This window comes from Streptococcus sanguinis (genome assembly GCF_050234405.1).
GTDB classification, from domain to species: Bacteria; Bacillota; Bacilli; order Lactobacillales; family Streptococcaceae; genus Streptococcus; species Streptococcus sanguinis_W.
Genome location: NZ_CP092117.1, coordinates 1,807,252 through 1,825,357, shown reverse-complemented (window position 1 = coordinate 1,825,357; position 18,106 = coordinate 1,807,252). Strand labels below are relative to the sequence as shown.

21 protein-coding genes and 1 pseudogene are annotated in these 18,106 nt (G+C 44.3%); 21 read left to right on the top strand and 1 reads right to left on the bottom strand.

Translation table 11 applies throughout. The features are described from left to right. Nucleotides 1-33: 33 nt before the first annotated feature. Nucleotides 34-283: pseudogene (locus MFP28_RS08875) on the top strand (EamA family transporter); the annotation flags it as partial. A 65-nt stretch (nt 284-348) separates the two neighbouring features. On the opposite strand, the gene MFP28_RS08870 reads toward MFP28_RS08875, so the two are convergent. Continuing rightward, on the bottom strand, nt 349-975 hold the full coding sequence (locus MFP28_RS08870; protein ID WP_002907112.1) for a TVP38/TMEM64 family protein: 627 nt from the start codon (nt 973-975) through the stop codon (nt 349-351). A 134-nt stretch (nt 976-1,109) separates the two neighbouring features. Here MFP28_RS08870 and MFP28_RS08865 point away from each other — a divergent pair, with 134 nt between their 5' ends. From MFP28_RS08865 to MFP28_RS08770, 20 genes are all read left to right on the top strand, one after another. Beyond that, nucleotides 1,110-1,637: a YqeG family HAD IIIA-type phosphatase gene (locus tag MFP28_RS08865; protein WP_032916039.1), complete on the top strand. Its 528-nt coding sequence runs from the start codon at nt 1,110-1,112 to the stop codon at nt 1,635-1,637. A gap of 2 nt (nt 1,638-1,639) precedes the next feature. After that, a complete protein-coding gene (gene yqeH, locus MFP28_RS08860; protein ID WP_002907110.1) occupies nt 1,640-2,746 on the top strand; it encodes a ribosome biogenesis GTPase YqeH in 1,107 nt (368 codons plus the stop codon). Nucleotides 2,747-2,853: 107 nt separating this feature from the next. After that, a complete protein-coding gene (gene yhbY / locus MFP28_RS08855) occupies nt 2,854-3,165 on the top strand; it encodes a ribosome assembly RNA-binding protein YhbY (protein WP_002896287.1) in 312 nt (103 codons plus the stop codon). A 28-nt stretch (nt 3,166-3,193) separates the two neighbouring features. Beyond that, entirely contained in the window at nt 3,194-3,826 is a 633-nt protein-coding gene (locus MFP28_RS08850) for a nicotinate-nucleotide adenylyltransferase (RefSeq protein ID WP_002907109.1), read from the top strand. Continuing rightward, nucleotides 3,823-4,422, top strand: a complete 600-nt coding sequence (gene yqeK, locus MFP28_RS08845; RefSeq protein WP_002907108.1) for a bis(5'-nucleosyl)-tetraphosphatase (symmetrical) YqeK — start codon at nt 3,823-3,825, stop codon at nt 4,420-4,422. Before MFP28_RS08850 ends, yqeK begins: the two co-directional genes overlap by 4 nt. Further along, nucleotides 4,419-4,922 carry a cysteine hydrolase family protein gene (locus MFP28_RS08840; RefSeq protein ID WP_002907107.1) on the top strand — a complete coding sequence of 168 codons (504 nt, stop codon included), beginning with the start codon at nt 4,419-4,421 and terminating at the stop codon, nt 4,920-4,922. The genes yqeK and MFP28_RS08840 overlap by 4 nt, the downstream gene beginning before the upstream one ends. A gap of 9 nt (nt 4,923-4,931) precedes the next feature. After that, entirely contained in the window at nt 4,932-5,297 is a 366-nt protein-coding gene (gene rsfS, locus MFP28_RS08835) for a ribosome silencing factor (RefSeq protein WP_002901020.1), read from the top strand. A gap of 74 nt (nt 5,298-5,371) precedes the next feature. Then, nucleotides 5,372-6,106, top strand: a complete 735-nt coding sequence (locus tag MFP28_RS08830; RefSeq protein WP_002907106.1) for a class I SAM-dependent DNA methyltransferase — start codon at nt 5,372-5,374, stop codon at nt 6,104-6,106. A gap of 1 nt (nt 6,107) precedes the next feature. After that, nucleotides 6,108-7,202 (top strand): nucleotidyltransferase, encoded by a 1,095-nt coding sequence (locus MFP28_RS08825; RefSeq protein WP_002907105.1) that lies wholly within the window; start codon nt 6,108-6,110, stop codon nt 7,200-7,202. 205 nt (nt 7,203-7,407) lie between these two features. Then, the gene (locus MFP28_RS08820; RefSeq protein ID WP_002907104.1) at nt 7,408-8,211 is read left to right on the top strand and encodes a DUF6612 family protein; all 804 of its coding nucleotides are present in this window, start codon (nt 7,408-7,410) and stop codon (nt 8,209-8,211) included. 230 nt (nt 8,212-8,441) lie between these two features. After that, entirely contained in the window at nt 8,442-8,807 is a 366-nt protein-coding gene (locus MFP28_RS08815) for a hypothetical protein (RefSeq protein ID WP_002907101.1), read from the top strand. A gap of 240 nt (nt 8,808-9,047) precedes the next feature. After that, nucleotides 9,048-9,764, top strand: coding sequence for a YebC/PmpR family DNA-binding transcriptional regulator (locus MFP28_RS08810; protein WP_002907099.1), 717 nt, complete (start codon nt 9,048-9,050; stop codon nt 9,762-9,764). A 123-nt stretch (nt 9,765-9,887) separates the two neighbouring features. Beyond that, nucleotides 9,888-10,994, top strand: coding sequence for a DUF4352 domain-containing protein (locus MFP28_RS08805; protein ID WP_002907098.1), 1,107 nt, complete (start codon nt 9,888-9,890; stop codon nt 10,992-10,994). A gap of 112 nt (nt 10,995-11,106) precedes the next feature. Beyond that, the gene (locus MFP28_RS08800; RefSeq protein WP_032916036.1) at nt 11,107-12,249 is read left to right on the top strand and encodes a M20 peptidase aminoacylase family protein; all 1,143 of its coding nucleotides are present in this window, start codon (nt 11,107-11,109) and stop codon (nt 12,247-12,249) included. Between the two features lie 117 nt (nt 12,250-12,366). Beyond that, nucleotides 12,367-13,194, top strand: coding sequence for an amino acid ABC transporter substrate-binding protein (locus MFP28_RS08795; protein WP_032913533.1), 828 nt, complete (start codon nt 12,367-12,369; stop codon nt 13,192-13,194). A gap of 116 nt (nt 13,195-13,310) precedes the next feature. Then, nucleotides 13,311-14,693: a M20/M25/M40 family metallo-hydrolase gene (locus MFP28_RS08790; protein WP_002907096.1), complete on the top strand. Its 1,383-nt coding sequence runs from the start codon at nt 13,311-13,313 to the stop codon at nt 14,691-14,693. Nucleotides 14,694-14,714: 21 nt separating this feature from the next. Then, on the top strand, nt 14,715-15,308 hold the full coding sequence (locus MFP28_RS08785; protein ID WP_002907095.1) for an MptD family putative ECF transporter S component: 594 nt from the start codon (nt 14,715-14,717) through the stop codon (nt 15,306-15,308). Nucleotides 15,309-15,339: 31 nt separating this feature from the next. Continuing rightward, nucleotides 15,340-16,185, top strand: a complete 846-nt coding sequence (locus tag MFP28_RS08780; RefSeq protein ID WP_002907094.1) for an SAM hydrolase/SAM-dependent halogenase family protein — start codon at nt 15,340-15,342, stop codon at nt 16,183-16,185. A gap of 11 nt (nt 16,186-16,196) precedes the next feature. After that, nucleotides 16,197-16,739: an ECF-type riboflavin transporter substrate-binding protein gene (locus MFP28_RS08775; protein WP_002907093.1), complete on the top strand. Its 543-nt coding sequence runs from the start codon at nt 16,197-16,199 to the stop codon at nt 16,737-16,739. Between the two features lie 315 nt (nt 16,740-17,054). Continuing rightward, on the top strand, nt 17,055-18,041 hold the full coding sequence (locus MFP28_RS08770; RefSeq protein WP_002907091.1) for a rhodanese-related sulfurtransferase: 987 nt from the start codon (nt 17,055-17,057) through the stop codon (nt 18,039-18,041). Nucleotides 18,042-18,106: the final 65 nt, after the last annotated feature.

The window sequence follows — 18,106 nt, the reverse complement described above, 5'->3', positions numbered from 1 at the left end:
CAAAGATATAGAAAGAGGTTTGGAATGTCAAAAGTTTTGAAAGGGAACATCTTTTCCTACACGGTCTTTTTAAAGGGTACTTCCCTGATAGGTCCTGTCAAATCCAGTCTTCTAGCTTCCATTGATCCTATTTCAACGATCTTCTTTGCTTTTTCTGATGAATTAGCGTTTTTATGTCGTTGATCTGGTAGGGATTGTTATGATTTTAATAGCTGTTTTGCTCATTTCCTTAAAGATTTATGGCTGCAAAAAAAGAAAAAGTCCTGCAGACTCTCTTAGTTGAATCATTATATATGGGAGACAAAAAGGATAATTAAAAAAGGAGTTGACTCTTCAATCAACTTCTTTTTATTTGGAGACCATTTTCCAGAAAAAATCAATGATATAGGTCAATCCGTAGGTATAGATGACGAGAGTGATAGGCTTGCAGAGAAGGATAATCAACATGTACTTTTTGAAAGTCATCTTGGTCAGGGCCGCCAGCATGCAGAGAAAGTCGGCTGGACTGATGGGCCAAATCATCATGAAAATAAAGAAGCGCTCAAAGCGGTTGCCCTTATCCAGCCAGCCGATATATTTATCATAAGTACTCTTGCTGACGACAGACTGGACAAAAGCCGGACCGTAGGTACGAGCTAGGTAAAATATAATAGCGCAGCCAATGACGATACCGATATAGTTATAAATGGTGCCGATGATATGGCCGTAGATGAAAACGCCAGCGACAGAGGTCAGGGCGCCAGGGATAATGGGCACTACCGTCTGTAGAATCTGCAGGAAGATAAAGAGGGGTGGACCCCAGATACCTGCCTGCTGGATAAAGGCTGAGAGAGTTTCCTTGGACTGGAGAATACCTGCGAAATATGCCCAAAGACAAAAAGCCACCGTTCCTAGAGCACCAATGGCGGACGACCAGTTGATAATCTTTTGCAAAAGAGGGGAAACAGCTTGCATCTGCCTGTTTTTTTCTGCCATACAAACCTCCAGAACATTTATACTATCACCACTATAATATCATCTTTTTTCCTTTTTGTAACACTTGAGGCTGTAAGTGCCAAAAAGCCTATTTTATGCTATAATAATGAGAATACGAATTTTTGGAGAGAGATGTGGCGATTGAAGATTATATGCCGGACTTTGCGGTTGAGGCAGTTTACGATTTGACAGTAGAGAGTTTGAAAAGACAGGGGATCAAAGCGGTTTTGGTGGATTTGGATAATACCCTGATTGCTTGGAATAATCCTGATGGGACCCCAGAGATGAAGAAGTGGCTCCATGATTTGCGGGACGCGGGTATTCGGATAATCGTGGTGTCCAATAATAACCAAAAACGGGTCAAGCGAGCTGTTGAAAAGTTTGACATTGACTATGTCTACTGGGCCATGAAACCCTTCACTTGGGGCATTGATCGGGCGCTCAAGCTTTTTCATTTTGAAAAAAAGGAAGTGGTCATGGTGGGCGATCAGCTCATGACGGATATTCGAGCTGCTCATCGGGCCGGAATTCGTTCGATTTTGGTTAAACCACTGGTCGAGCACGACTCTATCAAGACTCAGATCAATCGGGCGCGTGAACGCCGTGTGCTCAAGAAAATTACTGGAAAATACGGCCCAATTCAATACAAAAAAGGAATTTAAGTATGGAAGAACTTCTCTGTATCGGCTGCGGAGCCACTATTCAGACAGAAGATAAGAGCAAGCTAGGGTACACGCCCCAGTCAGCTCTAGAAAAAGGCTTGGAGACAGGTGAACTCTATTGTCAGCGCTGTTTCCGCCTGCGCCATTATAATGAAATCAGCGATGTCCAGCTGACGGATGATGACTTTCTGCGGCTTCTGCATGAGGTTGGAGATAGCGACGCTTTGGTCGTCAATGTTGTCGATATTTTTGACTTTAATGGATCGGTCATCCCTGGCCTGCCTCGCTTTGTTGCTGGAAACGATGTTCTCTTGGTTGGGAATAAAAAGGACATTCTGCCTAAGTCGGTCAAGGATAGCAAGGTGACCCGGTGGCTGACGGAGCGGGCTCACGAAGAAGGCCTGCGTCCAGTCGATGTGGTCCTAACCTCTGCTCAGAACAAGCAGGCGATCAAGGACTTGATTGACAAGATTGAGCATTGCCGCAAGGGACGTGACGTTTATGTGGTCGGCGTGACCAATGTGGGCAAGTCTACTTTGATTAACGCGATTATTCAGGAAATCACGGGCGATAAGGATATTATTACGACTTCGCGCTTCCCGGGCACAACTCTGGATAAAATCGAGATTCCTTTGGCAGATGGCAGTCATATCTATGATACACCGGGCATTATCCATCGTCACCAGATGGCTCACTATCTTTCTGCTAAGAATCTCAAATACATCAGTCCCAAAAAGGAAATCAAGCCCAAAACCTACCAGCTCAATCCTGAGCAAACCCTCTTTTTGGGTGGTTTAGGTCGCTTTGACTTTGTGGCAGGCGATAAGCAGGGCTTCACAGCTTATTTTGACAATGAGCTTAAGCTCCACCGGACCAAGTTGCAAGGTGCTAGTGATTTTTATGACAAGCATGTCGGCAGTCTCTTAGTACCTCCCGTTGGCAAGGAAAAGGAAGAATTTCCAGCTTTGGTCAAGCATGAATTTACCATCAAGGACAAGACAGATATCGTCTTCTCAGGTTTGGGCTGGATTCGCGTCAGTGGTCCTGCCCGAGTAGCTGGTTGGGCGCCAGAGGGTGTGGCGGTTGTCACTCGGAAAGCTATTATATAATACTCAAGACACCAAGGGGAAGAAATTCCCTTAAAATAAGGAAGGAAAAGGCCATGAATAGTGGGGAGTAAAGCGAATCCTAGCTGTATCAAGCCTTATAGAAGAACATGACACTAACATCAAAACAACGCGCCTTTCTCAACAGTCAGGCACATAGTCTCAAGCCTATCATTCAGATTGGGAAAAATGGACTTAATGACCAAATCAAAACCAGCGTCCGTCAGGCACTGGATGCCAGAGAGCTGATTAAGGTTACGCTCTTGCAGAATACAGATGAGAATATCCATGAAGTTGCTGAGATTCTGGAAGAGGAAATCGGAGTGGATACGGTGCAGAAGATTGGCCGGATCTTGATTCTCTACAAGCAGTCCAGCAAAAAGGAAAATCGCAAACTCTCTGTCAAAGTCAAGCAAATTTAAGGAAAAATTTCTGTGGAGATGTCAGCCTATGGCTATTGAATTACTAACCCCCTTTACCAAGGTGGAATTAGAACCAGAAGTTAAAGATAAAAAACGCAAGCAGATTGGTATTTTAGGCGGGAATTTCAATCCTGTCCACAATGCTCATTTGGTCGTGGCGGATCAGGTCCGGCAACAGTTGGGCTTGGATCAGGTTCTGCTCATGCCAGAGTACGAGCCGCCCCATGTGGATAAGAAAGAAACTATTGATGAGCAGCATCGGCTGAAAATGCTGGAGCTGGCTATTGAGGGCATTGAAGGACTAGGGATTGAAACCATTGAGCTGGAGCGCAAGGGAATTTCTTACAGCTACGACACCATGAAGCTACTGACAGAGCAACATCCAGATACGGACTATTACTTTATCATCGGTGCGGATATGGTGGACTACCTGCCCAAGTGGTACCGGATTGATGAGCTGGTTGAGCTGGTTCAGTTTGTCGGTGTTCAACGACCGCGCTACAAGGCGGGGACTTCTTACCCTGTCATCTGGGTGGATGTCCCCCTTATGGATATTTCCTCCAGTATGGTGCGGGATTTTCTGGCTCAGGGACGGACTCCTAATTTCCTGCTGCCTCAGCCGGTCTTAGACTATATTGAGAAAGAAGGGCTTTACCTATGACCTATGAAAGTTATATCAGTATGAGTCGTGAGGCCTTACTGGCTAAGATGGAAACTGTCATGCCTGAGAAACGCCTGCGGCATTGTCTAGGTGTGGAAAAGGCTGCCCGTGAATTAGCGGAGCGCTTCAGTCTTGACGTCGAAAAAGCGGGTCTGGCAGGACTCTTGCACGACTATGCGAAAAAGGTCTCGGACGAGGATTTTCTTGCCTTGATTGACAAATACCGGCTGAATCCTGACCTGAAAAACTGGGGCAATAATGTCTGGCATGGCATGGTGGGCATTTACAAGATTCAGGAAGATTTAGGCATCGAAGATGCAGAGATTCTCCGAGCCATCGAGATTCATACAGTAGGCAGTGGCACCATGTCTGAACTGGACAAGGTCGTCTATGTCGCTGACTATATCGAGCACAACCGAGACTTTCCGGGAGTGGACAAGGCCAGAGAGCTGGCTCAGCAGTCGCTCAATCAAGCTGTGGCCTATGAAACAGCAAGGACTGTGGAGCATCTAGCCCATAAGGGGATGCCCATCTATCCGCAGACCTTGGAGACCTACAATGCCTTTGTAGGGTATTTGAAGGAAATAGAAGAATGAAAACAGCTCTAATCATTATAGATGTACAAAATATCTTAGTGGAAACAGGTTTTCAGTCTAATAAAATGATGGATAAAATTTCCTTTCTGCAGCATCAGGCTAGGAGTAAAGGTGTCGAAATTATCTATATTCAGCATATGGAAAATCCAGAAGACAATGCATTGGAAGATTGGCAGTTGTCTCCTCTCTTGAATCGAAAGTCAGATGAAAAGGTCTTTCAGAAGAAGTATAATAGTATATTTAAAGAGACAGATTTGAAGGATTACTTGGATAAAGAAGATATTGGTCGTCTAGTTTTATGTGGAATGCAGACGGAACATTGTGTAGATGCATCAGTTAAAGTTGGATTTGAATTTGATTATAAACTTATCATTCCAGAAGGTGCTTTTACAACTTTTGATGGAGAAGACGCTTCGGCAGAAAAAATAAATACTTTTTACCAAAAAATTTGGGACGGACGTTTTGCGGATGTTCTAGACTACAAAAACATTTTTAATTAAAGAGGAACTATGAAAGAACAAGAATTATTGGAACTGGTCGTGAAGGCGGCCGATGAAAAGCGTGCAGAAGATATTGTAGCTTTGGACTTGCAAGGTCTGACTACTGTGACAGATTATTTTGTTATCGTCAGCTCGATGAACAGTCGTCAGCTGGATGCAGTCGCTGAAAATATCCGTGAGAAAGCTGCGGCGGCGGGTGTTTCTGCTGGTCATGTTGAGGGAGACGCAGCTGGCGGCTGGGTGCTCTTAGACTTGGGCGGTGTGGTTGTCCATGTCTTTTCAGAGGAGATGCGGGCGCATTACAATCTTGAAAAGTTGTGGCACGAAGCAACTGGTGTGGATGTTGCAGCCTTATTGGAAGAAAAAAACAAGTGATTTTTTGCCCTTGGGCAGAAAGCAGAATTTAGCTCAGTCAGCCTGCTGGCTGGGCTATTTTTGAAAGGAAAAGTATGGCAACTTATGAAACCTTCGCGTCGGTTTACGATGCGATTATGGATGATTCTTTGTATGAGAAGTGGACGGATTTCAGTCTGCGTCATTTTCCCAAGGATAAGAAAAAGCTGCTGGAGTTGGCCTGTGGTACGGGCATTCAGTCTATTTATTTTAAGCAGGCTGGTTTTGATGTAACGGGGTTGGACCTTAGTCAGGAAATGCTGGTTTTGGCGGAGAAACGTAGCAGAGAGGCCGGTTTGGATATTCCCTTTATCCAGGGCAATATGCTGGATTTGAGTGGTGTTGGTCAGTTTGATTTGGTGACTTGCTATTCGGACTCGATTTGCTATATGGAAGACGAAGTCGATGTCGGTCAGGTCTTCACTCAAGTTTACCAGCATCTAAATGAGGGTGGTCGCTTTATCTTCGATGTGCACTCGATTTACCAGATTGACGAGGTTTTTCAAGGCTATTCCTATCATGAAAATGCTGAAACCTTTGCCATGGTATGGGATTCCTATGCGGACGAACCGCCTCATTCCATCGTGCATGAGCTGACCTTCTTTGTCCAAGACGAAGATGGGCGCTTCACGCGCCATGATGAGGTGCATGAGGAGCGGACCTATGAGATTCTGACCTATGATATCTTGCTTGAGCAGGCTGGCTTTAAGAATGTCAAGGTTTACGCGGACTTTGAGGACAAGGAGCCAACTGACAAGAGCGCTCGCTGGTTCTTTGTAGCGGAGAAATGAGATGGCAGTTACCGGTATTATCGCAGAGTTTAATCCTTTTCATAATGGGCACAAATATCTGCTGGAGCAGGCTTCTGGTCTGAAAATTATCGCTATGAGTGGTAATTTTGTTCAGCGAGGGGAGCCGGCTATCGTGGACAAGTGGACTCGGGCACAGATGGCTTTGGAAGCTGGAGCGGATTTGGTCCTTGAGCTGCCTTTCTTGGTCAGCGTTCAGGCGGCGGACTTTTTCGCTAAGGGGGCAGTAGACATCTTAGAGAGACTGGGCATCGAACAGCTGACTTTTGGGACCGAGGAAGTGCTGGATTATGAGAGTGTTTCCAAGGTATATGGTCAAAAGGCAGAGCAGATGGAGGCTTATCTGGCTGGCTTGCCTGATTCCTTATCGTATCCCCAGAAGACTCAGGCTATGTGGCAGGAGTTTGCAGGGCTCAATTTCTCAGGCTCTACGCCCAACCACATCTTGGGCTTGGCCTATGCCAAGGCTGTGGCGGGAAGAGATATAAAACTGTGCTCGATTCAACGTCAGGGAGCTGGCTACCATTCCTTATCGGCTAATCAGGAATTTGCCTCCGCAACTGCCCTTCGTCGGAATCTGGACCAGCCGGGCTTTCTCAAGAAATTCACTCCAGCCTACCACTTGCTTGAAACGGCACCCAAGGTGACCTGGTCGGACCTCTTTCCTTATCTTCGTTACCAGATAGTGACCTGTCCGGATTTGACAAACTTTTATCAGGTCAATCAGGAATTGGCCGTTAGGATAAGAGAGGCCTTGAAAAGCAGTGAGACCATAGAAGAGCTAGTTGAACAGGTGGCAACCAAGCGCTATACCAAGGCTCGGGTTCGGCGTCTTTTGACCTATATTCTGGTCGGAGCTAGGCAAGAAGAGCTTCCGTCAGGTGTTCATATTTTAGGATTTTCCGAGCAGGGACGCCAGCATTTGTCCAAGCTTAAGGGCAAGGTTGAATTAGTCAGCCGTATCGGCAAGGAGCCGTGGGACAGTTTGACCCAGCAGGCTGATAAGATCTATCAGCTAGCCAATCCCGCACTTAGGGAGCAGAATTTTGGACGGGTTCCGATTATGAAAGACAAGTAAGGCTGAATGTTCAGCCTTTTTGCTTTGTTTGCGACGGTAAATAAAAAATGGTATAATAAACAAATAAACTTGTTTTCACTAAGAAGCACGATTTGCTTTTTAGTGATTTGACTGTAGATATGAAAGCTAGCATTTGGTCAATAAAACATTGCTGTGCTGATTGAATGATTATCTTTCCTATCCATATCTCAAAGGAGGAAGACTCATGAAATTCAAAAAGATTACCTTTATGGCACTTACAGCTTTACTGACGCTTAGTTTAGGGGCTTGTAGCTTGATTGGGCAGAAGCATTCTCAAAAGAATCAGGGTGGGACTGAGAATAGCTCCCGTGAGAGCCAAAAGAATACTTCTTCTGACGATATTGAAGAACTCTTGGAGAAAGCAGAAACTGCGAATGAAGATCTAACTTCAATGAAAATGAAGGTGAAATTATCTATCACTGTAGATGGTTCCAATAAAACTCAAACGATGAGCGGGGATCTTCTCTATGATAAAAGCACGGATGAGCTGGCCAAGGGGCATTTAGTCATAGATGGAAAAGAGAGCGGTCAGGAGAGTTATCAAGAAGCGATTATGCCAGGCGGAGAGAATAAACTTTTGTATACTCGTTCTTCTAAAAATGGAACATGGTCTAAGCAAGAAATGGGAAGCGGGGCAGATTATTATGTTCAGCCCGATTATTTCAAACTCATGGATGGCTTTTATCAAATGGCTGATGATGTCACTGTAAAGGAAAGCGGTGATGAATATATCTTTAAATTAAGCAGTAAAAATGCTGATTTGCTAGGACTTTTTGGTGAAGAATTCAAACTAGAGCTGACAGGTGTTACTCAGGCTGATATGGATAAAACGTTAGAAGTACGCTTGGATAAAAAGACCTTATTCTTAAAAGACTTTAAACTAGGTTTATCTTATAAGGGTGAAGAAGGTAGTTTGGATGTTCAAACAGATACTCAATATTCTGACTGGAATAAGGTAGAGGAAGATGAGTTTAAGGCGCCTCAGTAAAGCATAAGCAAAACTATTAGCTGAGAAAGAAGGGAAAAGTCATGCCTTTATTGTTTGCTTTTCGCTATCGTAGAGGACTCTATTTGACCATAGTCATCTTGGCATCTGTCTTTTTAGTCTCAGGCATCATTTTCAGCGCTTTAGCTTCCTTGCTCCTGTTTTCAATTGATAAAGCCATGCTTGGAGCAGGAATAAGCTCGTTCAGTTTGCCTTTTATACTTGCTTTTTTCATGACTGTTGTAGTCGAAATCTTTGCAATAGTCCATGCGGGTCGCAAGCTGAGCAAAAAGTGCTTTGTTCTTGCGGGAACAGAGTGGGGCTTGACCGTGCGAGGTGCTTTCTTGAAAAAGCATAGCTTTGCTTGGAATCAGCTAGAAAGCGTCTTTTACCGGCCGGCTTGGGGAAGAACATCTGATGGGCAGGCTTCTTTTCGACTGGGAGTCAGGTACTATCGGAGAGACTACCTATATGTCAGACCTTACCATGGCAAGTCCGTTCGAGTAGATGTCACTTTTTTAGATGGCAGAATAGAGGATGTTTTTGCCTGCTTAAGCAGATGCAAACCGGATTTGCCTATTGTGAAAAATGATCAGTGATATTTTTGATGGATTTCGGCAAAGGTCCGTTATGACAGGCCTGCTAGTTTCAGGAAATAGAATGTACCGTCCAGTTGCTCTTTTAGCGACTGGATTTTTTATGGAATAGAAATAGGTGTAAAGTTAAAGAAACCAAGCTGGTTCTTCTAAAAGCTATCATTTTTTCTTAGTGATTTTTCTGATTCCCTGTGTTATAATAAGAAAGATTAAAAATGTAATTTATCAAAAGGAGAATCTCCAATGGGACGTAAATGGGCCAATATTGTGGCAAAGAAAACGGCCAAAGACGGCGCAAACTCAAAAGTGTATGCTAAGTTTGGTGTAGAAATCTATGTAGCGGCTAAAAAAGGTGATCCAGATCCAGAGTCTAACACAGCTTTGAAATTTGTTATTGACCGAGCTAAGCAGGCTCAGGTGCCGAAGCATGTTATTGACAAAGCTATTGATAAGGCAAAAGGAAACACCGACGAAACCTTTACTGAAGGCCGCTATGAAGGATTTGGGCCAAACGGTTCTATGCTGATTGTCGATACTCTGACTTCAAATGTCAATCGGACTGCAGCCAATGTCCGTGCTGCTTTTGGTAAAAATGGCGGCAATATGGGAGCTAGCGGCTCTGTAGCCTATTTATTTGATAATAAAGGTGTGATTGTCTTTGCGGGTGACGACGCTGACAGCGTCTTTGAACAGCTGCTGGAAGCGGATGTGGATGTTGATGATGTTGAAGCAGAAGAAGGAAGCATCACTGTCTATACAGCGCCAACCGACCTTCACAAGGCCATCGTGGCTCTGCGTGAATCTGGCATTCAAGAATTCCAAGTAACCGAGCTGGAAATGATTCCTCAGTCTGAAGTAGAGTTGACTGGTGAGGACCTCGAAACCTTTGAAAAACTTTATAGCGTTTTAGAAGACGACGAAGATGTCCAAAAAATCTATACGAATGTAGATGGATTCTAAAGATACTTGACCTGTAGTTGGAGCTACAGGTTTTTCTGTGATGAGAAGTATCAAACTGTATTTACCAGTCAAGATAAGTATGGTAAAATAGAAAGGTCATATTATTAAGTTATTAAGGAGACAATGATGAAAAAAGTATTTCAATACGCGACCTTGCTTCTAGCAGGAATGAGCTTAACAGCCTGTGCCTTTCTTCCGACTTCAAATCAGGATATTCCAAGTAAGCAAAGTCAGGAGAAGAAGGACAAGAAAGCAGCCAGCAATGGGCAAGTAGAGGTCAAGATTAAGGAAGGCCAGTTTATTTTGCCAAGCAATGGGGCCGCTGATTCAAAATACTTAGCTTTGTCATTGGAAATTAAGAATAAAACGGATGAAAAAATCATGATTTCCTCTTCAGACATTGGCTTTTATGATTCAGAAGGTGAGAAAATCCAGCCTGTCGGAGTTTATGATGATGCAGAAAACTTTAAAATACTGAAATATGAAGATTTAGCTAAGGGAAAGACTCTTTCTGGTTATCTTGTATTTAAGGTTGAAAAGGATGAAAAATATGAACTGCACTATGAGAAGAAAACTTATGATGCTGATGAGAAAACAGAAGAAATCAAGCTAAATGTTGATCCTTCAAGTTATCCTGATCAAATCGAAGAGTCAAAGAAATTAGCTTCTGATTATCTGAATGCTGTTTTCTTAGGTGGAGACGCCAAAAGCAAAGACAAGGCAAAGTCATCCAAGGGCAAGGAAGATTTTGTCTTGGGCGGTAATTTGGAGCAAGATAAAAATGACTTTAGAGCAGCTTTTGCTGAAGACTTCAAACGTAAATTGCATGACTATCCCTTTACTGATAAGGAAGTCAATGCCTTTATCGATGCCTATGTGGAAAATAATGCAAAACGCTCCGAAATTTCTTATACAGTAGCCCAGTACATGCCGAATGAGATAGTGATCAAGATTAAACCGAGAACGGTCAGTCTAAGCAAAACCATCCTGAACTACAGTAAAGAGTTTTCTGATAAGCATCGTTCTGAGTATGCGAATCTTTCGGAATTCTATAAAGCACAAGATAAGAATTATGCTGATGACATGATGGCTGGATTGGACTCACGGCCGCTTCTCACCCCAGAACGAGATTATCAGCTGAAATTTGTCAAGACAGATGGCAAATGGGTCTTGGAGCGTGATTTTTCTTATGAATCCATTGTCATTTCTTTCGAAGGCGATATCTCATAATAGCAAAATTAGAGGGCTAATTATTGATTATTTGCTCTCTATTTTTGTATCTGCGTCCAGCTTTGTGCTATACTGGTTGATAGATAGGTGTATTCGAGTAAAGGAGTCGGCCATGAAAAAATTTTATGATAAACTGATACAAACACGGCATTATCTTCATCAGCATCCAGAGCTGTCTGGGCAGGAATTTGAAACGACGGCTTTTCTAAAAGGCTATCTGGAAGATTTGGATATTAGGATTTTAGAATCCGGTCTGAAAACCGGCCTAGTTGCCGAGGTTGGATCTGGCAAGCCGGTTATTGCCCTGAGGGCTGATATTGATGCTCTGCCCATTTTGGAGCGGACTGGTCTGCCTTACGCCAGTCAGAATTCAGGCGTCATGCACGCTTGCGGCCATGATTTTCACCAGACCAGCCTCTTGGGGGCGGCGGAGCTGCTCAAGGCTATGGAAGGAGATTTGAGAGGGACAGTTCGACTGATTTTCCAGCCGGCTGAGGAAACTTCTCAGGGAGCCAGTCAGGTTCTTGCGACTGGTCTGCTGGACGATGTGTCTGCTATTATCGGTTTTCACAATATGCCGCAGCTCAAGGCGGGACAGTTGGCACTTAAAGCTGGAGCCATGATGGCTGGGGTTGAGAAGTTCAAGGTGGAGGTAGAAGGAGTCAGCAGCCATGCGGCTAGACCAGATTTGGGTGTTGATACAGTATTGACCTTAATCAGTATGATTCAAAATCTGCAGGCTCTAGTGGCTCGCACAGTGTCTCCTTTTGAAGGGGCTGTCTTGTCTGTAACTCATATCGAAGCGGGAGCAACTTGGAATGTACTGCCGCAGTCAGGCTTTTTTGAAGGAACGATTCGCAGTTTCAATCCGACCTTGCAGCAGCGTCTCAAGGAAGACTTTATCCGAATTGTAGAGAATACAGTGGAGAATTTTGGAGCTCAAGTCAGGATTTCTTGGGATCATACACCGCCAGTGACCTATAATGACCCTGAATTGGCCGAGCTGCTCTATGAGCATTCACAGAATCTAGCCGAGGTCCTGCCTGCCAGTCCTTCCTCGGCTGGAGAAGATTTTGCTTTTTATCAGGAGAAGCTTCCAGGCGTCTTTGCCTTTATCGGCTCAAATGGGGCAGAAAATGCTCCTGACCTCCATCATGACAGCATGGTCATTGACGACGAAGCCTTCAAAGTTTCCGTTCCTTACTATGTTGAAAGCGCCCTCTTCCTCCTGCAGCACTACAAGCAAAAAGCCTAGAAATGGCTGCCTCAAAGCTGATAAAGAAAAGCTATCACCTCCATAAAAAATATATAATGGTCAAGTTTCTCCTTATTTGATATGATAAAGAAAGACTTTTTAGGAGGAATTCGAAATATGAACCTGAAGAAAACCTTGAAATACTTCTCTCTGGCGGCTGTCAGTGTCTTGGCCATTGGTGCTCTAGTGGCCTGCTCATCATCAAGTGAGAAGAAAACAGAGAAAATAAAGGTAGAAGTTGGAACTGTAGGAACGACCAAACCATTTTCATACGAGGATAAAGACGGTAAACTGACTGGCTACGATATCGAAGTCCTTCGTGCTATCTTTAAGGACTCAGACAAGTATGAAGTCAATTTCAATAAGACCAAGTGGGCTTCTATTTTCTCAGGTCTGGACAGTGACCGCTACCAGATTGGTGCCAATAATATCAGCTACTCTGAAGAACGAGCTAACAAATATCTCTATGCTAGTCCATATGCGAAAAATCCAACAGTTTTAGTTGTCCGTAAAGGTGAGGGCATTAAATCGCTGGATGACATTGGCGGCAAGTCTACTGAGGTTGTTCAGGGGACTTCAACTGCTCAGCAACTAGAGGATTACAACAAGGAACATAGCGATAATCCAACAAAAATCAATTATACGGACGGAACCATTCAGCAAATCTTGGCCAATCTGAATGACGGCCGTACGGACTATAAAGTTTTTGAGCGCATAACTGTAGAGTCTATTATCAAAGACCAAGGCTTGAAGAATCTGGAAGTGATTGAACTTCCAAGCGACCAACAGCCTTATGTCTATCCGATTATCGCAAGTGGTCAGGAAGACCTGCAAAAATTTGTCAACAAGCGAATCAAGGAACTCTATGAGGACGGTACGCTTGAAAAACTATCACAAGAATTCTTTGGCGGCTCTTACCTGCCAGATGCAAAAGACATCAAGTAAGAAATCCCATCAAGTCCAGTCTGCATTTGGCTGAGTAGACTTTGATACAAGAAATACGATAAGGGCGGGGAAGCTTATTTCCCCAGCCCTTTATCTGCTGTTAATAGGAGTAACGCATGCCTTTCTCAACTGAGACTGAACAAATCAAGAAATTTGAAAACGACGAGGTAGCCCAGCATTATTTTGAAGTGCTGCGGACCTTGATTTCTAAAAAATCAATCTTTGCCCAGCAGGTTGGTCTGCAGGAAGTAGCCAACTATTTGGGAGAGATTTTTACAGCTGCAGGTGCCAAGGTCATGATTGACGACAGCTACACTGCTCCATTTGTTTTGGCGGAGTTTCTTTCTTCAAATCCTGTTGCTAAGACCATTATTTTCTACAACCACTACGATACAGTGCCGGCAGATGATGACCAGCCTTGGACCAATGATCCTTTTACGCTGTCAGTTCATTACGGGGTTATGTATGGGCGAGGAGTGGATGATGACAAGGGGCATATTACCGCTCGTCTGACGGCTGTTCGCAAGTATATTCGAGAGCACGGTGATTTGCCGGTCAATATCATTTTTATGATGGAAGGGGCAGAAGAGTCTGCTTCGACAGACTTGGATAAATATCTGGCCAAGCATCGCAAACACCTGCGAGGAGCAGATTTGCTGGTCTGGGAGCAAGGCAGCCGCAACAATTTAGGACAGCTGGAAATCTCGGGCGGTAACAAGGGGATTGTTACCTTCGATATGACGGTCAAAAGTGCAGATGTAGACATCCATTCTAGCTTCGGCGGTGTTATCAATTCAGCTTCTTGGTATTTGCTCAATGCTTTATCCAGCTTGCGCAGTCCAGACGGCCGCATTCTAGTTGAAGGCATTCATGAGCAGATTCAAGAGCCAAATGAACGGGAGCTGGCTCTGATTGAGGAATATGCCCTGCGGACTCCTGAAGAGTTGAGTCAGGTCTATGGCTTGAAATTGCCGGTTTTGTTGGACGAACGGAAGGAATTCCTCCGTCGCTTTTACTTTGAGCCTTCGCTGAATATTGAAGGCTTCGGATCAGGCTATCAAGGCCAAGGGGTTAAAACAATTTTACCTTCAGAGGCCCAGGCTAAGATGGAGGTTCGTCTGGTACCTGGTCTGGAGCCACAAGATGTTTTGGACAAGATTCGTCAGCAGCTGGATAAAAATGGCTATCCGGCAGTTGAGCTGACCTATACCTTGGGAGAAATGAGCTATCGCAGCGACATGAGCGCACCTTCCATTCTCAATCTTATCGAGCTGGCCAAAGATTTCTATCGCGAAGGCATCTCTGTTCTGCCGACTTCAGCTGGAACTGGTCCGATGCACACGGTCTATGAAGCCTTGGAAGTTCCTATGGCAGCTTTCGGACTTGGCAATGCCAATAGCCGAGACCATGGCGGAGATGAGAATGTGAAAATTGCTGACTACTATACGCACATAGAGCTCATTCAAGACTTGATTGGCAGTTACCATCAAACTGACTAGACTAGTGGGAAAGGAAGGCTTATGCTATACTCTATAAGAAAAGACAAACTGAAGCAGGCTGGCTTCTTTTACCTCTTTTATTTTTTAGCCATGCTCTTAGGCGTCTTGGTTGGGCTTCTATTTGACCGCTCGGGCAATATGTTTTACGCTCCGGCTTTTACAGCTTTCTTTGGCGGAGTTCTGTTCATCTTCTACACTGAGAAAATAAAGACCTTCGGTCTAATCAGCGGCCTAGGTTGTCTGCTAGGTCTCTTCTTTCTGCTCAGTCGACATGGCTTTGGAGCCTTTCTACCAGGTTTGATTTGCGGTATTTTAGCGGATCTTATAGCTCGGTCAGGCAGCTATCAAAAGACTGTTAGAAGCTTGCTGGCTTTTATGGTTTTCAGCTTTAGCACAGCGGGTCCTATTTTCCTAATGTGGCTGGCACCCAAGCAGTACGAAGCTAGTCTTCTTGCTAGAGGAAAGACTCAGGCTTATATTGAGCAGGTCATGCTTAAGCCAGAACCCAGCTTAGTCTTTTGGTTTGTGGTCAGCATTTTACTGGGGGCTTTACTAGGCGCCCTATTAGGAAGAAAAATCCTTAAAGCTAGACATTCCAAGTCAGCTTCAGACTAAATATCATCGAAAATATAACTAAGGAGAAAACATGAACAATATACTCGTACTCCAGTCGGACTTTGGTCTGGTAGATGGAGCCGTGTCAGCCATGATCGGAGTGGCCTTAGAAGAATCGCCCACTCTGAAAATTCATCATCTGACTCACGATATCACCCCTTACAATATCTTTGAAGGGAGCTATCGTCTCTTTCAGACGGTTAATTACTGGCCAGCAGGAACGACCTTTGTGTCGGTAGTGGATCCGGGTGTGGGCTCAAAGCGTAAGAGTGTGGTAGCCAAGACTAAAAAAGGTCAGTACATCGTTACGCCTGATAACGGCACCCTGTCTTTCATCAAGAAGCATGTCGGCATTGAGGCCATTCGGGAAATTTCTGAAGTGGAAAATCGCCGTAAGGATACGGAGCATTCCTACACTTTCCACGGCCGTGATGTCTATGCCTATACAGGTGCTAAGCTAGCCAGCGGCCATATCAGCTTTGAAGAAGTTGGACCAGAGCTAAAAGTTGAAGACATTGTCGAAATTCAGGTAGTCGAAACTACGCTTGCGGAGAATTATGTCAGCGGAGCTATTGATATCCTGGATGTTCGCTTCGGCTCTCTCTGGACCTCTATCACCCGCGAGGAGTTCTGCACCTTGAAACCAGAATTTGGCGACCGCTTCGAGGTTACCATCTACAATAATGACATGCTGGTTTATCAAAACCAAGTAACCTATGGCAAGTCCTTTGCGGATGTCCGCATCGGCCAGCCTATCCTCTATATCAACTCCCTCTATCGGGTTGGCTTAGCGATTAACCAAGGTTCCTTTGCTAAGGCCTACAATGTTGGCGTCGGTGCCCAGTGGCATATTGAAATCAAGAGAATTGAGAATTAAGGAAGAAGAACATGAAAAATAATACAATCAGAAACGTAGTCGCAACAGGAATTGGAGCTGCCCTATTCGTGGTCATCGGAATGATCAATATCCCAACGCCTGTACCCAATACCAGCATCCAGCTCCAATACCCTCTGCAAGCCCTTTTTAGCGTCATTTTTGGACCAATCGTTGGTTTCCTGATGGGCTTCATTGGCCATGCCATTAAAGACGCTATGAGCGGTGGCGGACTTTGGTGGTTCTGGATTGCTGGCAGCGGAGTCTTTGGTCTATTGGTTGGTTTCTTTAGAAAATTCTTCCAAGTAGAAGATGGCAAATTTGAAGTCAAGGATATTATCCGCTTTAACTTGATTCAGTTTGGAGCCAATGCAATCGCTTGGCTAATCGGCCCGATTGGTGACGTGATTGTATCTGGTGAGCCGGTCAATAAGGTTATTGCTCAAAGTATTGTAGCAATTCTGGTGAATTCTGCGACAGTAGCAGTCATCGGTACAGTCTTGCTGACTGCTTACGCTCGCACCCGCACACGCGCAGGAAGTCTGAAAAAGGATTGATTACATCAAAAATTGACAGATTGGGAGAATTCCCAGTCTTTTTTTGTACAAAATAAAAAACAAAATGTAAATTATATATTGTATTATAGAAATTTATAAAGTGAAAGGAAAATCTGTAAGAGAATGCAGTCAAAGCGCTTTGAGAAGTATTTGGACCAATTGGAAGAAGAGCGATAACTTGTCCTTCTCATTTAAACTTTTCAGCTCTGCTATTTTCCAAACAAATATTTTGCCCAGCTTTTCTTCTCGCGTTATAATAAATAGATGAATTAAAAAATTCAGAAAATTTTATAGAGAAAAGAGAGTTGAAATCTTATGGCAAAAGATATTCGCGTCCTACTTTACTACAAATATGTTCCGATTGAGAATGCTGAGAAATTTGCAGCTGATCATCTGGCCTTCTGTAAATCTATCGGTCTGAAAGGCCGTATCTTGGTGGCAGATGAGGGAATCAATGGAACGGTTTCTGGTGATTATGAAACCACTCAAAAATACATGGATTATGTGCACAGCCTTCCGGGCATGGAAGACCTTTGGTTCAAGATTGACGAAGAAAACGAGCAAGCTTTCAAGAAAATGTTTGTTCGCTACAAGAAAGAAATCGTGCACTTGGGCTTGGAAGACAATGATTTTGATAATGACATCAACCCACTAGAGACGACAGGAGCTTACCTGTCGCCTAAGGAATTTAAGGAAGCCCTCTTGGATGAAGATACTGTTGTCCTAGATACCCGTAACGACTACGAGTACGATCTGGGTCACTTCCGTGGGGCCATCCGTCCAGACATCCGCAACTTCCGTGAGTTGCCGCAATGGGTCCGTGATAACAAAGAGAAGTTCATGGATAAGCGCGTGGTTGTTTATTGTACCGGTGGTGTTCGCTGTGAGAAATTCTCAGGCTGGATGGTGCGTGAAGGCTACAAAGATGTCGGTCAGCTTCATGGTGGTATCGCGACTTACGGCAAGGATCCAGAAGTTCAAGGTGAGCTTTGGGACGGCAAGATGTATGTCTTTGATGAGCGTATCTCCGTTGATATCAACCATGTTGATCCAGTTGTGATTGGGAAAGACTGGTTTGACGGTACTCCTTGCGAGCGCTATGTCAACTGTGGCAATCCAGAGTGTAACCGCCGCATCCTGACTTCAGAAGAAAATGAAGACAAGTATCTCCGTGGCTGTTCTCACGAATGCCGTGTTCACTCTCGCAACCGCTATGTTGCTGAAAACGACTTGAGCCAAGCAGAAGTGATAGAGCGTTTGGCTGCGATTGGAGAAAGCTTGGAAACACTGGTAGCTCAGTAATTTAATCGTGAAGATAAAAAACTTTAGATGTTTCAAGTGTCTAAAGTTTTTTTCATCATTTACCT